This window comes from Desulfogranum marinum (genome assembly GCF_016918565.1).
GTDB classification, from domain to species: domain Bacteria; phylum Desulfobacterota; class Desulfobulbia; order Desulfobulbales; family Desulfobulbaceae; genus Desulfogranum; species Desulfogranum marinum.
In genome coordinates this window covers 99,898-122,146 of the sequence record NZ_JAFFQD010000008.1, presented here as the reverse complement: position 1 = coordinate 122,146, position 22,249 = coordinate 99,898, and the positions used below count along the sequence as shown (strand labels likewise).

17 protein-coding genes are annotated in these 22,249 nt (G+C 45.4%); 9 read left to right on the top strand and 8 right to left on the bottom strand.

What is annotated here, in order from left to right; translation table 11 throughout:
- The 5 genes from JWH17_RS06945 to JWH17_RS06925 form a co-directional block, all read left to right on the top strand.
- The coding region (locus tag JWH17_RS06945) for a hypothetical protein (protein ID WP_205221861.1) at window positions 1–182 on the top strand (182 nt) is incomplete at its 5' end.
- Between the two features lie 552 nt (window positions 183–734).
- Window positions 735–2,165, top strand: coding sequence for an L-seryl-tRNA(Sec) selenium transferase (selA, locus tag JWH17_RS06940; protein ID WP_205221860.1), 1,431 nt, complete (start codon window positions 735–737; stop codon window positions 2,163–2,165).
- Window positions 2,165–4,270 carry a tetratricopeptide repeat protein gene (locus JWH17_RS06935; protein WP_205221859.1) on the top strand — a complete coding sequence of 702 codons (2,106 nt, stop codon included), beginning with the start codon at window positions 2,165–2,167 and terminating at the stop codon, window positions 4,268–4,270. The genes selA and JWH17_RS06935 overlap by 1 nt, the downstream gene beginning before the upstream one ends.
- 10 nt (window positions 4,271–4,280) lie before the next feature.
- Window positions 4,281–4,955, top strand: a complete 675-nt coding sequence (locus JWH17_RS06930) for an LOG family protein (protein WP_319548310.1) — start codon at window positions 4,281–4,283, stop codon at window positions 4,953–4,955.
- Between the two features lie 38 nt (window positions 4,956–4,993).
- Window positions 4,994–6,076 carry a type IV pilus twitching motility protein PilT gene (locus tag JWH17_RS06925; protein WP_205221857.1) on the top strand — a complete coding sequence of 361 codons (1,083 nt, stop codon included), beginning with the start codon at window positions 4,994–4,996 and terminating at the stop codon, window positions 6,074–6,076.
- Here the strand turns inward: JWH17_RS06925 and JWH17_RS06920 are convergent.
- From JWH17_RS06920 to JWH17_RS06905, 4 genes are all read right to left on the bottom strand, one after another.
- Entirely contained in the window at window positions 6,063–6,563 is a 501-nt protein-coding gene (locus JWH17_RS06920; protein WP_205221856.1) for a PilZ domain-containing protein, read from the bottom strand. The two genes, JWH17_RS06925 and JWH17_RS06920, sit on opposite strands and share 14 nt — an antisense overlap.
- 264 nt (window positions 6,564–6,827) lie before the next feature.
- Window positions 6,828–9,344, bottom strand: a complete 2,517-nt coding sequence (locus JWH17_RS06915; RefSeq protein WP_205221855.1) for a DNA internalization-related competence protein ComEC/Rec2 — start codon at window positions 9,342–9,344, stop codon at window positions 6,828–6,830.
- Between the two features lie 22 nt (window positions 9,345–9,366).
- Window positions 9,367–10,686: a 3-deoxy-D-manno-octulosonic acid transferase gene (locus tag JWH17_RS06910; RefSeq protein WP_205221854.1), complete on the bottom strand. Its 1,320-nt coding sequence runs from the start codon at window positions 10,684–10,686 to the stop codon at window positions 9,367–9,369.
- Between the two features lie 84 nt (window positions 10,687–10,770).
- Complete coding sequence (locus tag JWH17_RS06905; RefSeq protein WP_205221853.1) at window positions 10,771–11,223, bottom strand: DUF302 domain-containing protein; 453 nt, start codon at window positions 11,221–11,223, stop codon at window positions 10,771–10,773.
- Between the two features lie 238 nt (window positions 11,224–11,461).
- On the opposite strand from JWH17_RS06905, the gene JWH17_RS06900 reads away from it, so the two are divergent.
- From JWH17_RS06900 to JWH17_RS24315, 4 genes are all read left to right on the top strand, one after another.
- Window positions 11,462–12,445: an AAA family ATPase gene (locus JWH17_RS06900; protein ID WP_232370952.1), complete on the top strand. Its 984-nt coding sequence runs from the start codon at window positions 11,462–11,464 to the stop codon at window positions 12,443–12,445.
- Window positions 12,442–13,788: a DUF58 domain-containing protein gene (locus JWH17_RS06895; RefSeq protein WP_205221852.1), complete on the top strand. Its 1,347-nt coding sequence runs from the start codon at window positions 12,442–12,444 to the stop codon at window positions 13,786–13,788. Before JWH17_RS06900 ends, JWH17_RS06895 begins: the two co-directional genes overlap by 4 nt.
- Complete coding sequence (locus JWH17_RS06890; protein WP_205221851.1) at window positions 13,785–15,788, top strand: transglutaminase-like domain-containing protein; 2,004 nt, start codon at window positions 13,785–13,787, stop codon at window positions 15,786–15,788. The genes JWH17_RS06895 and JWH17_RS06890 overlap by 4 nt, the downstream gene beginning before the upstream one ends.
- A 701-nt stretch (window positions 15,789–16,489) precedes the next feature.
- Complete coding sequence (locus JWH17_RS24315) at window positions 16,490–18,661, top strand: mechanosensitive ion channel family protein (protein WP_205221850.1); 2,172 nt, start codon at window positions 16,490–16,492, stop codon at window positions 18,659–18,661.
- Between the two features lie 156 nt (window positions 18,662–18,817).
- Here the strand turns inward: JWH17_RS24315 and JWH17_RS06880 are convergent, their stop codons facing one another.
- The 4 genes from JWH17_RS06880 to JWH17_RS06870 all read right to left on the bottom strand — a co-directional run bounded on the left by JWH17_RS06880 (window position 18,818) and on the right by JWH17_RS06870 (window position 21,846).
- Window positions 18,818–19,282: a YaiI/YqxD family protein gene (locus JWH17_RS06880; protein WP_205221849.1), complete on the bottom strand. Its 465-nt coding sequence runs from the start codon at window positions 19,280–19,282 to the stop codon at window positions 18,818–18,820.
- Window positions 19,283–19,480: 198 nt separating this feature from the next.
- Window positions 19,481–19,612: a hypothetical protein gene (locus tag JWH17_RS24030; protein ID WP_269755821.1), complete on the bottom strand. Its 132-nt coding sequence runs from the start codon at window positions 19,610–19,612 to the stop codon at window positions 19,481–19,483.
- Entirely contained in the window at window positions 19,609–21,003 is a 1,395-nt protein-coding gene (locus JWH17_RS06875) for an FAD-dependent oxidoreductase (RefSeq protein ID WP_205221848.1), read from the bottom strand. The genes JWH17_RS24030 and JWH17_RS06875 overlap by 4 nt, the downstream gene beginning before the upstream one ends.
- A gap of 147 nt (window positions 21,004–21,150) precedes the next feature.
- On the bottom strand, window positions 21,151–21,846 hold the full coding sequence (locus JWH17_RS06870) for a type 1 glutamine amidotransferase (protein WP_205221847.1): 696 nt from the start codon (window positions 21,844–21,846) through the stop codon (window positions 21,151–21,153).
- Window positions 21,847–22,249: the final 403 nt, after the last annotated feature.

Here is a 22,249-nt window from a genome sequence, read left to right as displayed (position 1 = left end):
GTTCTGAGCCAGAATCAAACTCTCCAGTTTATATCCTAGCCACAATCACTTACGATTGGACTTACTTACTTCAAAAAAACCAAAATCAATTGGCCCGCTTGTTTACTGTTCAGTTGTCAAAGATCAAAGCCATTGTACGTGGCCTCGGTATAACAGAAGTTATAACCGTATGTACTGCCTGACCTATTGATACTATCAAGAGCATGTTGCTCACTGACGTTGGTCAAACAGCGTGGTGGAACACCTTACTGCAACTGCGCTCTACCGTCAAGATTTTTTTCGCCGTTGGTGAAGCTAACTTTCGGCAACACAAAAGGTGTGATCGTTGATATTGGCAACGATCCTCAGTATGTTGCGTGGCGAACACGTTCGTCACGCAACGGAGCGGCAAACTACCTTACCGCGCCCTTGAAGTCAACCTCTTTTTTTTAGCTGGTTAAAATCTGTTTTTAATCGCCAAAGGTTTGGAATCATTAAATAACTAACAATCCACTTCAAGCTTTGCCTACATGTTTTGTCAGGCACGGGGCGGGAAACTACTCGATCTTCGCCGGGGCGTCAATAACTAATTTTCCTTTTCTTGTTTATTCAAAATATACCTTGTTAAATGTAGAGGAATGAAGAGGCTTCTTATAATCCATTTGCCTTGAACAGAGGTTTTGACGTAACATGCCGGTTGTGACGTGTCGTTTTCTTCGGTGCTAATTAATAATTTTTGCTCATAATACTCTTTTATGTCTACTAAAAGTCATTTGTTACCTCTTATCCCAAATGTTAATGATTGTCTCAACATACTCGCCACTATCCCTGAGGTCCAAGGTATCCCTCGGGATCGCATGAAAAAATTAGTACGTCAATTTTTAGCCCAAATCAGAAAAAGTATTCAGGCAGATAATGATCCAGGTCCGCTTACTCTTGATGAAGACGGTATTCTTCCTCGGCTTATACAGTATGTCTGTGACGGGCATCAGTATCATTTCAGGAAAGTTGTTAATGCAACAGGGGTGATCATCCATACTAATTTAGGCCGATCCCTGCTCCCTGAAGCAACCATGGAATCTCTTTTCTTTGCCGGTTCGCGGTATAGTAACCTTGAGTTCGACCTTGCCACTGGAAAACGAGGCAGTCGTTATTCTCACATTGAAGATATTCTTTGTGAACTCACCGGTGCTGAAGCAGCACTGGTTGTCAATAATAATGCCGCGGCAGTCCTCATTGTTTTAGAAACTCTAGCAAAAGGGAAGGAGGCAATTGTTTCCAGAGGCCAACTTGTAGAAATAGGGGGGTCTTTCAGAATTCCTGATGTTATGGCAAGAAGTGGTGCGACTCTGGTTGAAGTGGGGGCAACCAATAGAACTCATTTAGCAGATTATCAAAATGCTCTTAGCCAAGATACAGGTGTCCTGCTTAAGGTACATTGCAGTAATTATCGCATAATCGGTTTTACGAGTGAAGTGTCAAATGACGCGCTAGTTGCTCTCGGTCATGAGTTTGATATCCCGGTTGTAGAGGATCTTGGGTCAGGTTCATTGATTGATTTAAGTCGTTTTGGTTTGGAAAAAGAGCCTACGGTCCAAGAGGCTGTTTCCTCAGGGGTTGATGTCGTAACGTTTAGTGGTGATAAGCTTTTAGGAGGACCTCAAGCAGGAATTATTGTTGGCTGTAAAAAATATATAGAACAGATCAAAAAGAATCCGCTTAACCGTGCATTACGGATAGATAAATTTACTCTCAGTGGACTTGAATCCATTTTGAGATATTATTTAGATGAAGAGAAAGCCATTCAGCAGATTCCAACGTTGTCGATGATTGCCGAATCTACGGATCAGGTGCAAGTTAGAGCGGAAGCCTGCGTGAATAACCTAAAAGCAAAATGTAAGGGCCTTTTTCAGCTGGATATTGTAGCGACCACATCGCGAGTTGGTGGTGGAGCTATGCCTGAGCAGGGGGTTGAGAGTATTGCGGTGGCTATTCAATCAGAGTCGTTTTCTGCCGGTAAACTGGAGAAATTACTGCGTGGGCAACCTATACCGATCATCGGCAGAGTTGAACATGAGAGATTGTTGTTGGATATGCGTACGGTGGCTGAGGATGAAGTAGTGCTCATAGTTGATGCAATGGTTGCTGCAATTGAAAAAATGAAATCTGTTTCGGGGAACATATAATGTTATTTCCCTTACTCTATGATGATGATGCTCTGGCAATAACCGATTTTTTTATACTGCAGGTACCCTTTGCTCATTCCGTGGAAGCGACACTGCCTATTCCCGCATCTGTTACCTTTGCTACCTTTCAGAAAAATGAGCAACTACCTTGTGTTGGAGATATTCTTTCTCTGGCACCTAAGCAGGTCGCGGAATTGGAAGATGTCGCGGTTCCAACAAGAATGCACGGTGTGCTTATAGTACCGCTCACACTTGAGTCAACTGAACGTATAAGTGTGGTCATCAGTGATGCTGATCCTGCATTACTGGCAAAAATGTCTGAGCAGTGGCTTTGTGAATTACAAGTGATACTTTTGAAGCAACTTAAAAACGTGCGTAAAATCTATATTGATCCCGAAACCGGGATGTATAACAAACGTGCTTTGTGGTTGTTGAAAGAGTTGCAGCATGATGCCCTGTCTTCTTTTTTGTTTATTCATACAGGAATGTCGAGTAGGGCTGCTTCCGTCAACATGATTCGCTATCAGCAGGTGGCGGATTTATTACAGGCTGTAGTACCTGGGTATCTTTTTTCCTGCGGACTCCAAGTGTTTGGCGTACTTTTTTTTGATACTGCTGCGGAAAAAGCTGCCCAGGCGTGCAAAGTGTTGCAAAAGCATCTCAAGCGGGACGGTATGCGCAAGGTGCAAGTGGGAATTGCTTCAGGGAACATTCAGCAGAATATCGTGGAAAAGGCATGGGAAGGACTGCTTGTTGCTGAAAAACGTGGTCCGTTCGGAGTGTGCGATGCCGGGTCGCTTGTTGATCATCCTTTTTCATTGCCATCAAACCCACTGTTAAAAAAAATACAGCGGCGATGGCGCGGATATTCGCGATTTGCAGTAGCAGTTTTTGCCTGGGATGCAGCCGCTACTAACATGATAAGGGAGCAGGAGGTGCTGGAAATCCTGCAAGGGAAGGGTGAATGTATTGGTAGCGAGCAGGGGCGAACATATGTATTCCTTCCGTATAATGACGATTTTTCTTTGCCGGTAATTACAGAACAGCTTAACAGCTGCAAGAAGGGGGCACATGTTTTACCGGTAAAAGGAGTAGGGATCGCCGAGTGGCCGACACTGGGTTATTCAAAAACGCAAACCCTTGTGAATTGTGCCAAGGCGCTTATGCACAGCTCCTTTTTAGAGCCGGGATCAGCGGTGGCTTTTGATCACTTAACATTGAATATAAGCGGGGATTATTATTTTGATGATGGTGATTTTCAAACTGCAGGCAAGGAATATCGTTATGGGCTTCAATTGCTCCCGGGGGATATCAATCTGCTTAACAGTTTAGGCGTTACTCTGGTTGAATTTAATCAATATAGTCGTGCTGTTGATTGTTTTAAGGCTGTCCTTCTGAAACATGAAGATAATCATATGGCCCTTGTCAATTTAGGTCTTGCCCAACAGGCTGTAGGAGCAAAAAGAGATGCCATGGCTACTCTGGAAAAGGCACGGCAAGTTATACCTGAGGGCGAAGTTGTTGGGGGAGAACTCTTTTTGCCATTGGGGAGGTTATATACCGAGTTTGGCTGTACAGAGCAGGCAATTGATGTGCTGCTCCAATGGTCTTCCAGGTCTGGTTGTGAAAAGGAATTCCTCCTTTATCGTTTGCTTGGTAAAAATTATTTTACAAAAGGCGATTATACAAAAGCTATCGCCGCCTGCCAGCGAGCACTTCGGATATATCCACAAGACAGTGTTAGCCTGAGTTTACTCGGTGCGTTGTATGTAGTTGAAAAACAGGGTGATGATATAGGGCTGCGACTTTGCAAACAGGCGGTGAATCTTGACCCGGCAAATCCTGATAATTTATATCGCTTAGCCTTTGTTTATTTTCACACAGCAAAATGGAAAGAAGCCAGAGAGGCGGCAAACCTTTGTCTGCGGCGGCGACGCAATCATGCTGAGTGCGGTATCCTGGTGGCAAGATTGGATATGAAGCAAGGGCTATGCGTCCGTGCTGAACGACGCCTGATACAACTGTTGAAAAATGGAAGCGTTACTGTACGGCAGCAGGCGGAAATTGAACGGCGGCTCAAAGAAATCTCGGCAAACACCTTGTAGGGGACAATCAGTGAAAAAGCATCAGGTTAAAAGGGAAAATCAATATTGTCTCGATAATATGGAACGGGGCGATTCGTGGAGAATGTTTCGCATCCTGTCGGAGTTTGTGGAGGGGTTCGATACCCTGTCAGGATTGCAACAACCTGCAGTTACTATCTATGGATCAGCGCGCTCTACAGAGGACGACCCTTATTATCAACAGGCCAGACAGCTGGCTGCCAAATTAGCTACTCTTGGTTATGGCGTTATAACAGGAGGGGGGCCTGGTATTATGGAGGCTGCCAATCGGGGGGCCATAGATGTGGGGGGACTCTCCGTTGGCTTGAATATTGATTTACCCCATGAGCAGGAGTGTAATCCTTACGTTAATCTGCCGCTGGATTTCCGCTATTTTTTTGTCCGTAAAGTCATGTTTATGAAATATTCGATGGCTTTTATCTGTATGCCCGGTGGCTTTGGTTCATTGGATGAGTTGTTTGAGTCTTTGACACTGATACAGACACGAAAAATAAAACCTTTTCCGATCATCCTCTTTGGTTCCAGTTTTTGGGGCGGTCTCGTCGAGTGGCTGCATGATCAGGTGCAGGGGAGTGGAAAGATCGAAAATGATGATTTATTACTGTTTGAAATTATGGATAACGTAGATGATGTGGTACGATATGTCCGTAAAACATTGGTTTTTTAGTTGATATACTACCTGCATGCCGGTGAAAGGAGTAATATATGGCTCAGATTGACGCATTTTTTAAACTTATGAACGATGAGGGTGCTTCGGATTTACATGTAATGGCTGGTCAGCAGCCGGTATTGCGGATCCGTGGTGATATGGAGCGGGTTAAGTTTAAGGTTTTGGATAATGAAACCCTTAAACAGATGTTGTATGAGATTTGTCCGGAAGATAAAATTAAGATATTTGAAGAGACCGGGGACATGGATTTCGGCTACGAAATACCGGGTCTCGCCAGGTACAGGTGTAATTTTTTCCAGCAGAAGTATGGTATTGGCGCTGTTTTTCGTGAGATTCCAAGCGAAATTATGACCTGTGACCAACTGGGATTGCCAAAGGTTATTTCAAAACTTGCAACTTTACCCAAAGGCCTGGTGCTTGTCACCGGCCCTACAGGATCAGGTAAGTCGACCACCCTTGCCGCCATACTCGATGAGTGTAACAAAACAAGAAAAGACCATATTCTTACCATTGAAGACCCCATCGAGTTCGTCCATAAATCCCAGCAGTGTGTCATTAATCACCGCGAAGTGGGTACCCATACTAAATCATTTACAGCTGCACTAAGGGGAGCGCTTCGTGAGGACCCTGATATTATTCTTGTGGGCGAGCTACGCGACCTGGAAACCATTACCTTGGCCATGGAAGCATCAATGACCGGGCACCTGGTTTTTGGAACCCTGCACACCATGAATGCTATGAAAACAGTTGATCGTGTGGTTGAAGTCTTTCCGGCCAACCAACAGGGACAGGTTCGATCAACCCTGGCTGATGCCTTAAAAGCGGTGGTGTCTCAAACGTTGTTTAAACGAGTGGATATAAAAGGACGGGTTGCCGCCTTGGAAGTTTTAATCTGTACACCGGCGGTACGTAACCTTATACGGGAAGCGAAGACCTATCAAATTCCCAGCGTAATGCAGACAGGGAAAAAATACGGTATGCAGACCCTTGATGATGCCATTCTTGAGCTTTTACAAAAGAAAAAAGTCAGTGCAGAAGATGCTTACATCAACTGTTCCGAAAAGCAGAAATTTGTAAAATTTTTAAGAAAGGCACCGGTTGATTTTACTGAGATATAAGCTCTTCGGGGGGTTGGATCTCTTCCAACTTCCCATTTGTTTGGATACAGTCGGCAAGTAATTTTTTCTGTGCCTGGGTAAGATTAAGAAATCGGGCACCTTTGGTTGCTTGAATTGCAGCAACGGGTGTTTCGTTCTGGATTTTTTCAGGGGTCGATACAATTTCTACAGGTAGCTGCTCTATCCCCGTGCCGGTATTACAGTTAAAAATGTCAACTCGCAAAGTTTTGTGAGCCGGCAGGCAGCAACTGAGATTATCAAAGCTGATGCCTCCTTGACTGATGTTTTTTATGCGAGCAAACTGGGGTTTGTCGCCGGGTATGCGCAATAAAAAAGAAGCTGGAAGCAGGAACCTGTTGTGTCTGCGTTGTTCGGCGGATATGGTGCACAGTCCATAGGAAGTGAGCCGTTGCCCACATTCAGTGCACACCAGTGGCGAAGCAAAAGAGGTGCGCTCCATCCATGAGTTCTGCCCCCTGCTCATCATTTTTTTTCCACCACAGCAAGGACATCGTTTACCCAAACATACCATTTTTTCATACTCCAATGTTGATGGTCGAATGATGTGGAGGGAGAAAATATTGCATGCAGCGATAAATTTCAAGCAATTAATCAACCCGGATTTCTCTTCAATAAAGTGTTTCGCAGGGCAAGGCACAAGCCGCGCAGTAGGTAGCGAAGACTCCGGGTAGCGAAGACTCCGGTGGTAAATTACCGCACGTGGTTTGTAGGGTAGATTCTGCGGAAAAATTTATTGGAAAACTATTTTTTTCCCTGAAAAGGTGCTGACCTGTAATGATTTTCCATTGGTGTTGCAGGTAATCGTGCCGTCTGCAGCGGTTATGAGAACGGGTATTTTTTGTTTTTTCCATTGTCTGATATGCTTGCTGTGAGGGTGTAGACCTTTTTTGCTGCTTCCTGAGGAAACGAGAATTAACTGTGGACGAGTTTTCTCGATGAAAGTAGCACTGCTTGAAGTAATACTGCCGTGGTGAGATGCCAGAAGCACATCGGTTGCGAGAGTCTGATGACGGGTAAGTAAAATATCTTCTGCTGTTGCAGGGATGTCGCCGGGAAAGAGAAAAGTTCGAGAACCGTGCCGTAAAAGGAATACCAGACTCTGTTCATTGGAAGACCACTGTTTATGCTCATCCAGCAGTCCTCTCATTCCAAGGCATGATAATGTGTATTGTCTGCTGGTGGAAATGATAGTGCCGGCTGTTCCCTTTATAAGGGCAACGTCTTGCTGTTGTGCTATGGAGAGAAGCCTTTGGTAGGGCTTGTCATCTTTTTCTTCCTGCCCGTTGATGTACAGCGTATCGGGTGAAAACTGGCGCAGTAAAAAGGGGATGCCGTTAAAATGGTCGGAATCCGGGTGGGAAATGAGGATGCTTTCAAGGTGCCGGATTCTTTGTTTGCGAAGAAAAGGAGCAATTACGTTTCTACCGATATTAAAACGTGTAGAGTGGGCCCCTCCGCCGTCAATGAGGATGTTTTTCCCATCAGGTAGCTGTAACAGGGTGGCATTCCCCTGGCCAATGTCCAAATAATGGATTCTGGTCTCCTTGCTGTGGCGTGGATGCCAGAAAGAGGAGGTGAAAGAGAGCATGAGTAGAGACGACATGCTTGCGATACCAACGGCTTTCAGAGCGTATTTCTGTTGAAAGTTGCCCTGTAGGCACAAGGCAATGACTACATAATAGAGAGCAATTTCATAATATGTAGGGGTGATGGTCCATACCGATGAAAATGGGAAAGCGGCGATTGCAGCGGTACTTTTTACTGCCAGCCATAGACCTGCCTGGCCGATTTTCAATATCAAGAGTGCTAACTCAGGAGCCGGCTGCATAAAGAGAAGCGCAACTAATCCTGCAGGAAGCGCCCAGAGGCAAAGGAGCGGTTCCAGAAGCAGGTTCATCACCGGGCCGACAAGAGATGTTTGATTAAAGTGGAAAAGCATTATTGGGAGAGTGCCAATGGTTGCTGCGCAGGAGACAATCAGTAAAGAGAGAATGAGTTTGCCAAATGAAAATTTGCTCCCTTTTTCGGTCTGCTTTTCATCAGAAGAAGAGAGCGGCAATTTAGGGAGGATGGCGGCAATGGCAATAATAGCAGCAAAGGAAAGTTGAAACGAGGCTGTTGCCAGGGCAAGTGGTTTGTAGATAAGCATCAATAAGGCTGCCGCGGCAATCAAGTGCATCAGATTTTTTTTTCTTCTTATGAGCAGGGCATACAGAGCTAGTGCTGCCATAAGGAAGGCTCGTAGAACCGGAGCATTTGCTCCGGCGATTAAGCAGTAAGTGAAAAGAAGTGGTAGTGTCAGGCACACAGCCATGGTCGGGACATGGGTGTGCAGGAGCAGCCATTGCGAGCGTTTGCCTAGAAAGGTCAGCAGCAGTGCTGTTATGCCGCCTAATAGGCCTAAATGGAGGCCTGAAATTGCAAGCAGGTGCATCGTGCCTGCGTTTTTAAATTGTTCAATAATCTGCGAGGGGATATTGCCGCGGTAACCAATGAGCAGGGCTTGATACAAACCGCAGATTGTCTTGTTTAAATGGGTGTAGAGAAAAATAGCAATTTGCTGCCGCACGCGTTGCGGTGCAAAACGAACTTTTTCCCATAAAGAGGAGTTGCTGCCGACAATTCCGAGTATACTTGCCGATGATTTGATCCATCCCGTTGTGTAAATTGCTTTTTCTGCCAGATAAAATTCGTAGTTAAATGCTCCCGGTGTCTGGAAATTTCGAGGGGGGGAAAGGGTGGCAATAGCCATTATTTTCATACCTGGTTGAAAGGTACCTGTCAGATCATGCCTGATTGCCAGTTGCAGTTTACCACATGTGGGTTGAAACTTTTTGGACTGTTTGTGCAAAGAGTGGAGCAGTATCTCTTCCGCTATCACGGTGAATCTACTCTTTTCCCCATTATACTCAACCATGGTGCTAATGGTGCCGACTACTGTTGCCTCCCGGCTCTTAGTAATGAGATTGGCGATATGATTGTCTATTTGAGGTCCTTGAAGCGCATTGTTGGTCAGTGTAACACCAAGCAGGAAGAAAAGCGCTATACAGGCAATCGGTCCATAAGAAGTATGCAATCGCCTGGAAAAAATGAGTCCCCATAGCGGGAAGGCAAGAAAAAACGGAAAGATAAACAGTGACAGTTTAGAGGAGGGAAGGGCAAGAGTGAGAGCAGAACCGGTTACATACCCGATAGCAACCCATGGGAGCAGAGTATCGGAAAGTTTTCGGTTGAAAGCAACTACCAAATAATGATCTCCTTTTTTTACTTTATTTCCCCAGTTTGGGGGGAAGTAAGTCTAGAAGTAAGTCCAAATGACGCCTCACCACTCCTTGATTGGCGCGGACCCACTGTCTGGCCCGTTTTCCTTTTTCTTCCCGGTACAAAGCGTCGGCAAAAACATGAGTTAAGGATTCCAGTAACTCTTTCTCTCCGGGAACTTGTATCCCGCCTCCACAATGAACCAGTTCCGCTGCGATTTCTGAAAAGTCCTCCATATGGTTACCAAAAAAGACAGGGATTGCGAACACGGCTGCCTCTAAGGGGTTATGCCCTCCCTGGGCAACAAGGCTGCCGCCGATAAAGGCTGCATCTGCCAGCTGATAGGCAGCGGCCAATTCGCCAAGAGTGTCAAGTATGAGGAGGTCGTAGGGCGCGTCGAGGGCTAAAGAGGTTTTTTGGGCGCAGCGGAAATTGTAGGTGTGCGCCAGGTCGAGGACTTTGCTACTTCGGCCTATGTCCCTGGGAGCAACTATAAGCTGCAGTTCGGGGAAGGTGTTTTTGAGCCTGGCAAATACATTAAAGAGAATTGTTTCTTCACCATCATGGGTCGAACCACATATCAGCACCGGTGCATCGGGGAGTAACCCATAATGCTGCTTAAGCTGGGAAATATCAGTATCTGGTAGAGACTCTTTAAGGAGAAGGGTGTCGAGTTTCAGGTTTCCCAACGTATGAATTTTTGTCGAAGTTATTCCCAGTCGTTTCAAATTCTGACAATCGTTCGCAGTCTGCATGCTGAGTACGGTGAAGCCGGAAAAAAGGGGCTTGAAGAACCAGGCAAATCGACGGTACCTTATAAACGACTCCTGTGAAATTCGCCCGTTGACAAGCACTGTTGGGATGGATTGTCGGTTGAGCAGGAAAAGCCAATTCGGCCAGAAATCTGTTTCTGTCAATATAAAGATATCGGGCTGTATAGACCGGATAAAGAGGTTAATCGTTAGCAGGAAATCCAGCGGTGCTGCAATGACGGCATCTACATGTGGTTTGATAATAGTATCGGCAAGAGTCTGCCCTGAACGAGTGGTCGTTGAAAAGACGATCAATGCATCGGGGTATTCAGCGCGCAGTCCTTTCACCAGGGGCAGGGCTGAGGTGGTCTCACCTACGGACAGGGCATGTATCCAGATGGTTTGTTTGTAGGGGGGGTGCTGATGGATAATGGGGAGTCCCCAACCCAGACGTTTAGCGATTCGTGTTCTATATTTTTGTTTTGAGAGAACACCTACCAAGAGCAGTGGTAGAAGCAATAGACCGCCAAGTATCACAATCAGGTTATAGAGCAGTATGGTGCAATATTGAAGCAATTGCAAATCCTTGGGTGGGGGTGATTAGAGAAGTAGCGAGTCTGCAGAATCGTTTGTGCGGTTGAGGATCTTATCTCGCTGGGCTTATTCGGTTGAGGCTGACAGGCTAATCGATGCCAAGATTTTTTCCAGTTTTGCTATAATCTTGTCGCATCCTGAAATAGTGTGGCGGTCACGCAGGTATTGGGGACTGTTGTAAGTAATCCATACCTTGCCATCTTTATCTTCCCAGACCAGCATTTTTTGTGGCAAGTCTATAGCTACAGTCTGCTGACATTTCATCAAGGGTGCTCCGACAACCGGATTACCGAAAATAAGGAGCTCCGTCTTCCGTAAATCAATGCCGGCGAGTTTAGCGCCTTCGGAGTGCTTTATCCGATTGAATACCGTCAGCCCTTTTTTTTGCATTATAATTTCCAGTCGATCTGCTGTTGCCTGTACTGAGAAACTACTTGCTACATTCACTGTGCCATCAACTGCTTGGGCTGAAACGGTCATGGAAAAGAAGAGCAGAAGAACAAGGAATATTTTTTTCATGTTACCTCCGGAAATTTCTTGTAGTTGTTACCTGTTATTAGGGTACTGTTAAAGTATAAAAACAACCCAGGGAGACAATCTTTTCTCTTACCCATAATATGGGCACAGGCTTTTTGAAAGGATAAAAAGACAGCTTTAGTGGCAGCTTCTTTTTTTTAGGAGTACGGCAATCTCTTTGAAGAATATTTTGAAAAATCTTATTTTTCAAAGTACCCTCAATTAATAACGAAAATTAACCATGGTTGAAAATACGATGGAAATGAAAACAAAAACATTGCCTGCGGATTTTTCCCAGGCTTTTGACGTGTATACCCAAGTTTCAGAGAAGATCCAAACTATCATTAGGGGCAAAAGCGAAACTGTACGATTGCTGTTGGCAGCTTTTTTTGCCGGTGGACATGTTTTGCTGGAGGATGTGCCTGGCACGGGAAAGACAACTATTGCTAAAAGTCTGGCTCAATCTATTGATATGGCCTTTGGCAGGCTCCAGTTCACTCCTGATATGCTGCCGTCAGACATTCTAGGCGTCTCTATTTACAGACAAAATAGTGGGCGTTTTGAATATATTCAAGGCCCAGTTTTCACAAATATATTGCTTGCTGACGAGATTAATCGGGCAAGCCCGCGGACTCAGTCTGCCCTGCTTGAGGCTATGGCAGAGCGGCAAGTGACGGTTGAGGGAAAGGTTTACGCTTTGCCTGTACCGTTTTTTGTCATTGCTACCCAGAATCCGGTGGAGTTTCACGGAACCTATCCTCTTCCCGAGTCCCAGATGGATAGGTTCATGATCGAACTCTCTCCTGGTTACCTCGATAGAGATGCAGAAGTAACAGTGCTCGGTGACCAACTTGTCGACCATCCTCTGAACTCGGTACTTCCGGTAAGTTCGGAAAAGCAGGTCCGAGAGGTCACCAGATCACTTGCCCACATCCGAATTTCAGAAGAGCTGCAGTACTATATTGTAGATGTGGTCAGCGGGACGAGAAAAGCTGAAAGTATTTTGCTTGGTGCCAGTGTCAGAGCATCGCTTGCTTTAATGAGAATATCTCAGGCTCTGGCCCTGTTTGGCGGCAGAGAATACGTCATTCCAGATGACATCGTGGAAGCAGCGCCATATGTGCTTGCACACCGTCTGCAACTAACTTCCCAGGCGAGGTTTTCCGGATTGACTGCCCGGGGAATTATTCATTCCATTCTTGAGCAGATCCCTCAACCCCGATGAGGTACAGGTTCTATACCCTTTACAGGGTCGTTGCCGGACTGAAGCAACGACTGCATGCCAGGACCACACCCTTGGGCAGATTGTTAGTCCTGTTCACCGTGTTGATGATGGTGTTTGGGTTGAATACCAGACAGACCATGATGTATCAACTGGCCACGATTTGTTTTGGGGTGATGATTGTTGCCTTTTTCATGTCTTTTTTTTCCACCCCCAAGGTGAGAGTACGGAGAATACTGCCCAAAACCTGTACCACTGGAGAAAAAATTGCCTACGTGCTGGAGGCGGAAAATAACTGCCCCCAGGCAGTAGCTGGTGTTTTTTTTCGAGAACAGGGTGGAAGCGGTCTGCCGACCTATCAGCAATATCTTGTTTGTCTCAAAGAAGAAGGGAGCAAGCGAAATGTCGTAGACAGCAAATTGGGTTATTACCAGTGGCGGGATCTGTTGAGAAAGATAGTTGGTGTCAAACTGGAGTCCCACCAACTGCCTGACTTACTTCCAGGTGAAAAGAAAGCTGTAGAGATTTCATTGGTGCCATTGAGAAGAGGCTACCTTTCTTTAACCGGTTACGTGCTCTTTTCTCTGGATCCTTTCGGTCTTTTTAAAAAAAGTTTTTTTGTGAGTGCTCCTAGTAAAATGCTTGCCCTGCCCCAACGCTATCCTGTGGTATCCGGACAACCACCAAAATCAAGAAAATACCATCAGGGGGGGCTGACAGCCGCAGCAGGGAGTGGCGATATAGGGGAATTTGTCTCTTTACGTGAATATTTTTCGGGTGACCCGGTCAAGCATATTGATTGGAAAGCGACCGCTAGAACGGGGGAAACCATTATCAGGCAGTTTGAAGATGAATATTTTTCCAGATACGGGGTGGTAGTCGATACCTATACGACTCAGCCTGGGGGTGCCGTTTTTGAGGATGTTCTTTCCGTTGCAGCATCGATAATCATTGATCAGGATATCACGACTAACCTTGTTGATATGTTTTTAGCTAGTCAGTCAGGTGTGGTCTCGTTGTCTTGCGGAAGAGGTAATACTGATCAATATAGTCTCCTCGAAGCGCTGGCATGCGCTGATGCCTGTGGCGCATTTTCTTTTCAGACCATGACAAAAACGCTCATGGCGAATCTCCCTCTGTTGAGCGGGGTGATTCTCATTCTCCTCGATGTTGATGAGCAACGGTTAGATTTGGTACGCCTGTTGGCTCAAGAAAAAAAAAGCTGCAAGGTCATTGTTGTTACAGCCGATGAACAACTTACCCGGAAAAAACTGCACCGCCACATGCTGCATGAAGCAAAGATTTTTCCTGTTGATGCGGCAATAAAAATTGTTGACTTACAATGAGTACTCCTACGTTACTGCTCGCTGCTGCAGTCCTTTTTTGGGGGCTGGAAAGTAAACATGTTCTTATTGGTGTGCTGCTGGCAGCGATTATTGGCGCAGAGCATTTTATGGGAAGAAGATGGAAGTTGGAACAGGATGATTTTATACGGGTTTCCGATCTGACATCCATCATTTTTCTGGCTGCTGCGGCAATTATTCTGCTTAATGTGGATAAAGTATATTTTTTAAAGACAGTGATCGTCTGGCAGCCAGCTGTTCTGCTGCCGCTGCTTCTTGCACAAATTTATACAGGGCAGAGCGAGATTGTTATCGGCACTCGTTTTGGATTTCGGCGTAAGCAAGCTTATGCCCATGAGCCCTTGGATTTTAAAATATATTATTTGGGAGTTTGCCTTGTTGCCGCAGCCATGGCCAATAGCCGCTCTCTTCTTTTTTTCCCCTTTGCCTCGGGATTACTCTTTTGGTTGCTTTTTGTTAATCGGGGGCGCCGATTTTCCAGATTTGTTTTTTCTTTGGCTTTTATTGTTGTTTTGCTTGGTGGCTTTTTGGGGTTCAAGGTTGCCGAGACCGCGCATCAGTACGTACGGGAGAAAACCAGGCATCTGATGCGCGCATATTATGCGGGGAAGTATACCGATCCTTTTCAATCCCACCTCTCCTATGGCAATATTGGGCAATTAAAATTCTCGGGTAAAATTATATTGCGGGTCACGAACAATGGGATTTCGCCGGGACTGTTACGGCAGGCAAGTTATGCGACGTATCATAAAGATACCTGGCACAGTAAGAAACAGTTCGAATACCTCTTGGTCCGCGACTTAGGCTGGGATTTGCAACCGCAACCGCACAAGCCCGACAAGCAGGCAACCATAGAATATTATCTTCCCAAAGAGCAGGGATTGTTACCTCAACCCTATGGCAGTTACCGGGTAACAGGGACCACTCTTTATGAACTCTCTCAAAAAAAGGATGGGATTGTGAGGATTGTCGATGGGGCTCCGTTAATACGCTATACTATTTTTTTTAGTCCTGATGTATTTCCACCTGTTGACATACCCTCGTACAGAAATCTTGCTGTTCAGCAGGATGAAAAACGTTACCTTGCTCCAATCGTAGACGGCTTGCAACTTGATCATCTTACAGTTGAGGAGAAGATACAGCAGGTACGACAATTTTTTGGAGACGGTTTCACCTACTCCTTACGTTCCGTTGCCCCTGGACAGTATGCTTCTGCGCTTGAGCGTTTCCTGCTCTCTGATCGTTCGGGGTATTGCGAGCTTTTTGCTACTGCTACAGCACTCATGTTGCGGCAGGCAGGGGTTCCCAGCAGGTATGTGACAGGATATGTGGTGTCAGAGAAAAGCACCTTGGAAAATAAATATGTGGTGCGGGATCGGCACAGTCATGCCTGGGCGGAAGCCTTTGTCCATGGCCGATGGGTGGTGGTGGATACTACCCCGGCCAATTGGTTAGCTCTGGAAAAAGAAAATGGAGCCAGGTTCGAGAAGGCGCAGGATCTTTTTTCGTATTTCAAATTAAAATACGATCATTTCCGCATAGGAACAGAGCAGAATTATACAATAGTTCTGACTGTAGTTGTTGTCATACTGACACTTATCCTCATTTTTCGGATCTATCGACGAATGAATGCGCAGACCAGACGGGTTGAAGCACAGGTGGAGAGGCAAAAGGTGACGGTAGTGGACTCGCCATTTTACAGGGTAATGGAAAAGGTGTCAGAGTACGGGATACCGCGCAAGCAAAATGAGTCTTTTTTATCCTGGGTCGCAAAAATTGAGCAGCAACATCATATTGATATTGTTGCCCTCACCCAGATGTTTCATCTGCACCAGCGGTTACGGTTTGACCCCGAAGGCCTGAAAAATGATGAGCAGAAGCATTTGTCGCAACTTACCGCAAAATGGCTTGCGACCTATGGAGCAATGACGCCGGCTGACAGTGCATTTGAACAAAACAGTGCTTTGCCTGCTACTGATTAAGGGTCTCTTGAACAGTTGCTGATTCGTCCACCTTCTTTGTTCCATCCAACATCGTATCTTCTGAGATAAGCGAAGATTCCGATATTAAGTGTATGCCTGTGTTAACATTTTCCCCATCCCTTGTTCTTCATCGAAAATGCTAATTTTTCAAGGTAACCTTTGCTTTTTGCATGAGATAACGAAAGGCCTTTTCTTTTTTGCTCATAATTTCAGGTGGGTGACAGTACGTTGTTTTGTTGCGCGGCAATACTCCTGAGAAATGAAGAAATATGCAGATAGTGATTTGCTTTTGCATAGTTTTATTATGTTGAGCCAACGGCTTTAGCTGCTTAATCAGTTCCCCCGTCGAAATCATAACAAAACCGCAAAGAATGTATGCAACAAATGAATTTGACAAATAAATTTTGAAACAGCATAATTTAAGTTCCACCCGGTATGAATTATCCAGTTCGGATGGAGACTCTGTGCATACCGTGCATTTACTTCTCTAAAGAAAATCGAAAGATATATATATCGTTTTAGAGCAGATGTCCTCTGGGTACATTGCCTCAACTCATTAACCACAAATGCCAATGGAAATAGTTATGCGTAAACTGTTATATCGCAAGTTCTTTGTTGTCGTGCTGTTTTTATTTTTATTTAATATTTCCAGCATGTTAGCTGGGTAAGGTCCGAACTTTGCTGATGGTCAGCAACTCGTAGTGACCACCACTGTTGGCGATAGCAGGCACCGTGAAGCTAATGGGCAAGTATATCAAAAAAGTGATTTTTTAAGTGGTTGGCTCCGTATGCTTGACTCCCTGCCCCAAAGTGAAGATGAGGCTGGAAAAAGGGTTACCGTTGTGTCATTTGTATCTAGGGTGCCTGGAGATATTACGACAGTCCTCAAAGAGTCCGGCGGCGAAAAAGGTTTGTGGGGAGTGGCACGTATGTGTCTCTTGTCCATGGTCTCTATTGCCATTGGATATCTTGCAATGTTATGGGCAAACAGAGCATTTCAAAAATATATTACGCGGCTGCAGGCGGTAAACATTCCCAACGATCAATTGTGGGCAAAAATCACTGTATCCTTATTACATCTGATACCAAAGTGTGTGGAACTGTTTATCGTTGGGATTGTATCAACAGTCTTTTTTGTGCTGACAGTGGGGTGGATATCAGTTCACAATAAAATGTTGTTCCAGCTGCTGCTGGGCACGTTTTTGATAACAAGATTTGTCGTCTTTTGCACCAGGGCTGCATTTTTGGCCGATGATGCAGGTAACCGTCTGATATCAATTCCTACAGAGCTGGTCACGCCCATTGTAAAAATAGTGGGATCAACGTTTTCGATTGTCTTTATCGGCGTATTGTTTATCCGTTATTTTAGGGAATTGGGCGTTCAGGAGCAAACCGTATCATGGCTATTTATTGGTTTTGGAACGTTGATGATGTGTTCGATCGGTTATCAATTGTTCAGCATGCAAAAACAGGTTGCACTTGTGCTTAAAGAGGGGGCGGAACAGGAAACCTTAAAAATGCAGCTGGCAGATTACTGGCTCTTTCCTTTCCTGTTTTACCTGTTGGTATGCTGGGGTATCTGGGTAGCGCAGGAGCTTACAGGCACAGCTTTGCATGATGGCGCTCTTATCGGCAGCGTATTAATTCTGCCAATCTATCTGGGAGTCATCAGTATCGGCAAGGTAGTGATATGTTCGGTTGTAGACTCACTGGATCTTTTTGCAGCCAGTGAACCTGCAATTTGGGAACAGCAATCACCTGTGGGTGCTGAACAGGAGCAGCAAGCCAAAACTTCGGAAGAGAAAAAACGAGAAGTTGTCGACAAGGCATTCTTATTTTTTAAGGCATTTGTTTTTTGTGTACTCGTAGCGTGGCTGCTCAATCTTTGGGGCTACCCATTACCCTTTGCTCAACATGCGATAAGGGCCATATTCGAATCGCTGGTCGTGCTTACCCTTGCTTTGCTTTTCTGGCAGCATGCCTCATCGTATATCGAGAAAAAGATAGAAGATGCTACTCCCAAAAATGGCGCAAGTGCTGAAGATTCTGACGACGAATTCGGTGGTGCAGTTCCAACTGGCCGAAGTCATACTCTTTTGCCCATGCTACGGAAAGTGATTGCCAGCGTATTGATTGTAATGGTTGTCCTGGTGGTCGTTTCATCTTTTGGGGTGAATATTGGACCATTACTTGCCGGAGCCGGAGTGGTGGGGCTTGCAGTCGGTTTTGGTGCCCAAAAACTTGTTTCCGATGTTCTTTCCGGTTTCTTTTTTCTTTTAGATGATGCCTTTCGAGTTGGAGAATATATCCAGGCCGGTTCCATTAAAGGATCGGTAGAGGCAATATCACTCAGAAATGTTCTGTTGCGGCACCATCTTGGAATGCTCCAGGTCGTACCGCATAGTGACCTGGGAACTATAACCAACTTTATGCGTGGCGGTATAGTTGTCAAGTTTCCCTTGGAGTTCCCTTATGATACCGATGTTGACAAAGTTCGTAAAATCATCAAGAAAGTCGGGCAGGCTATGCTTAGTGAACCGGAATTTTGCGATGATTTTATCCTGCCTATAAAGTCTCAGGGGGTCAATGAAATAGCCAATTCTGTTATGGTTATTAAAGTCAAATTTACGGCCAAGCCGGGCAAACAGTTTCTTATTAGACGAGAAGCGTATCGGCGTATTACTGAGGCATTAAATGTAAAGGGTATTTATTACGCTCACCGTAAAGTTATCGTGGACTTTCCAGAGGAAGCAAAAAATATTGATCTGGCATCGGAAGAGGCCAAAAAGATTGCACAGGCTGGTGCTGCTATTTCGCTGGAGATGGATATAGAACAAGAACAACAACTAGCTGAAAACGAAGGGAAAGAATGAACAGAAGTTGGGGGTACTTGATAGTTTCCCATTCTGGTTCAATAGTGTAGCTTTGTAAAGGGAGAGGACGGAGGTGGGCTGTAATTGCTGCCCACCCCGAATCTTCTCTTCTTTGTGGGTTAAAGTTCATTGGTCATGAGAACGTGTTTTTTCCCGTCACATTCGATTTTTATTTCCGGCATGTTGGTTTAAAAAAGCATCAAGGCGGTTGGCAAAATTTTGCCGGTCCCGCTTGTTGAGTGTTGCCGGGCCGCCTGTTTCTATACCGTTTGTGCGAAGAGTATCCATAAAATCACGCATGCTCAGACGATCTCTTATATTTTCCGCGGTATACATCTCCCCACGGGGGTTCAGTGCATAGCCCCCTTTGTCCACCACATTTGCCGCCAAGGGTATGTCGGCGGTGATGACCAGGTCACCGGCGCTCATTTTTTTCACTATCTCATTGTCTGCAACATCTAAACCAGCAGAGACGCGGACAAAGCATATGTAGGGTGATGGCGGTGTTCGTAGAAATTGGTTGGCAACCAGTGTCAGCATTGTGCCTGTTCGTTCTGCAGCTTTATATAAAATGTCTTTGATCACTGCAGGGCAAGCGTCTGCATCTACCCATATCTTCATGTTGAGGCTCTCAATAGTCGTGGAAAAAGAACGGCAACATCCTCGTTAAAAGATGTGTGCCAAAACCTGGAAATCTCTTTCAGGGAAGGAACTCAAGAAAGAGGTTACTTGCTAATTAATTTTGAATACTGTTATTGGGTCTTTATGGCGAATTGCTCATGAGCATTTTGCCATTTTTTTAGATTCGCTGTCTTCTGGCTACTCCAGGGGATTACGGGTTGTTTGTCCTTTCATTTCAACACGCTCCGGTCCTCGTTTATGCCATGGAGCACAGGCCATCCCAACCTGTACGGTAAGCTGGATAGAGAAGAGTGATAAATGTGGCGTCATATTTCTTTTATAAAATGTTGTTCGACAAGGGCACGACTGTAACAAACTATGCCTTCCACATAATCAAAATCAAACAGCCCTCCCACGTAAAAGGTCCGGTTTTCTCCCTGGATTTTTTCCCACCTGTCGTAATAGCCCGCACGGAACTCATACACAGAGACGTGTTTGAAGTAGAGCCATGCATCGTAAGAGTGCCAATCATCATCGGTTTTAATTTTTCCGCCAAATGCCTTTACGTAGCGCTCAACATGTTCACGCAGCCTATGTTCATCAGCCTCTGTCGGGTTGGAAGAGGACAGCCGTGCGTAAAAGGCCATTAGTTCGTTGTCCGGGTGCGGTTGGGAAATGATCATGGGCTCCCCCAAGGGAGGAAGAGGAAGGTGAAAGGCAACTCGCTCCTGTAAAACCATGTCGGCAATTTCAAAGGATGCGACGGCGTACGGGATAAATTGTGTCCTCGACTGCAGCCAGGCTTCCTCTTCGGTAAGATCCATCATTTTTTCCATCTCTTTTTTTAAGAGCGGACAAGAGATAATCAGATGGTCAAACTGGGCCTTGTCTATGGCATGGCTCACCTGGTCGCCAAGCATTTGTATAGGATGGGTGTAAGTGACAGTGATTCCGTCCTCATTTCGTTTGATTGTCTTGACCTCGACATTCAGCCGCACATTTAAGTCCCAGGCCACTTGCTCCCAAAATCTTTGAAAGCCATATGTAAATCGCCGCACCAACAGCACGCCCGGGAGGAATCGAGAGAATTTTACACTACTGAGCAAAATAGCCACAAGCGTCCTGGTGCTCATGTAGCGTAGCGCATAGGGTGCGGGGATTTCGTCGAGGTTACCGTAGCCGAATGTGGTAATGGGTATTTCGAAGAGACGGCTCAATTCTTCTAAATGGTTATTTTTTAACCAAGCAGAAAACGTAACGCATAAATCCGGGTGCGCTGTGATGCCTGCCCACCCGGGATGTCGAAACACATCGCGAAGAAAAAAACGTTTTTTCAGATAATTCAGGCAGAGCAGCAGGTAGCGTAAGTGTCGGATCAATGAGGAGCCGCCTGCCAGATAGTCGTACAACCGATGGTAAGGAGTTTCGTTTTTTCCGTTATCCATAGAAAATGCTGCCGCACCAATAGCTTTTTCCAGGCGAATCCTGTACTGACGAGCCATTTTGAGTACTTCGCCGTAGTCAGGCGAAACTACTGCGGCACCCAGGTCAAAAGACTGGTTGTCTTCGGTAATGGACCGACACAATCCGCCTACACGGCCTAGTTTTTCAAAGATCGTAACGTTCTTGTACCCGTACTGTCGTAAGTAGTGCGCAGTCGAAAGTCCCCCTGCGCCTGCTCCGAGAATCAAAATTTTTGCATCACGATCTATTTTGCGCATCAAGTCCCCCTTTTCATAACATGATCACCTTTTGTCCATCTGGTAGGGTAACGCCTTTGAGTAGAAAGCTTTGTGGTGTCTTTCCTTTGGCTGGGCTTTATTTCTACCTGAATAATGTGATTGTTCAGTACACCCGCAATATGCGCTTTAGCCTTTCCTTGTATGTAAATATTCCAGGATTTTTCCCATTAATTTGTTGATGGCCTCATATTGCTCTTGAGGTGTCGCTAAAATTTCTTCCTCGCGTTGGATGTAGGCACCCTCCACGAGTTCATCTCTGCAGTGTTTGACAATGGCCTGCGCTGAACCAGGTGTTGTCTCCAAGTGGAATTGAAGCCCAATAACACTGTCTCCAATCTGAAAGGCTTGGTTTTTACAACCTTTGCTTTCTGCGATTGAAACTGCCCCCTCCGGCAGGTTAAATGTTTCCCCGTGCCAATGGAATACTGGTATTTCTTTCGGAAACTGAAAAAAAGTAGTGCTGTCCGTTTTAGTGGCTTGCGCTGGAAACCATCCAATTTCTTTCACCGAATTTGGAAAAACATCCCCACCCATTGAAGCGGCAATGAGTTGCGCGCCCAGGCAAATACCTAGAGTGGGTTTCCCTGACTGGATGACTTCTTTTATGAATTTTTTTTCTTTGTCCATCCAGGGATACTGTATCTCATCGTTCACGCTCATGGGGCCGCCCATAATAACGAGCAGGTCAATATCAGCAATACTGGGAAGCACCCCAGCTTCGTAGAAACGAGTGTTTGTTATTTCATATCCAGCATCTCGGAGCCAAGTTTCGATACTGCCGAGACCTTCAAAAGATACATGTTGCAAGTAGTGAGCATGCATCTCCAGTCCTTTTTATATGGTTAATGTTGATGTTATCAGGTAACTACGTGTTGTAGCAGCTGCGCGGCTTTTTTTTATGATTTCAAATGAATAGATGGTTAAATGAATGACAATGTTACAGCAAACAGTCCAGCTGTAAACTACAGCCATGAGACCAGAAAGAAAAGGCCAAAAATAGAGTCAATGGCGTTTGCATAAGTTTTTCCAACGGTTTGTAACAGAAGAAACAACAGGACTCATCACGTCTCCCGCTACCCGCAGAGATATAGGCAAAAGAGGAATTGGTGTCTATATTCAAGAAGGCCGCTGAAGCAGCACCGATAAAAGCACTTGTTGTGAACCCTTTGATCCTGCTAGAATTATCTCAAGTTACAAGAGAGCTTTTGGACACCCGAACAGCTTT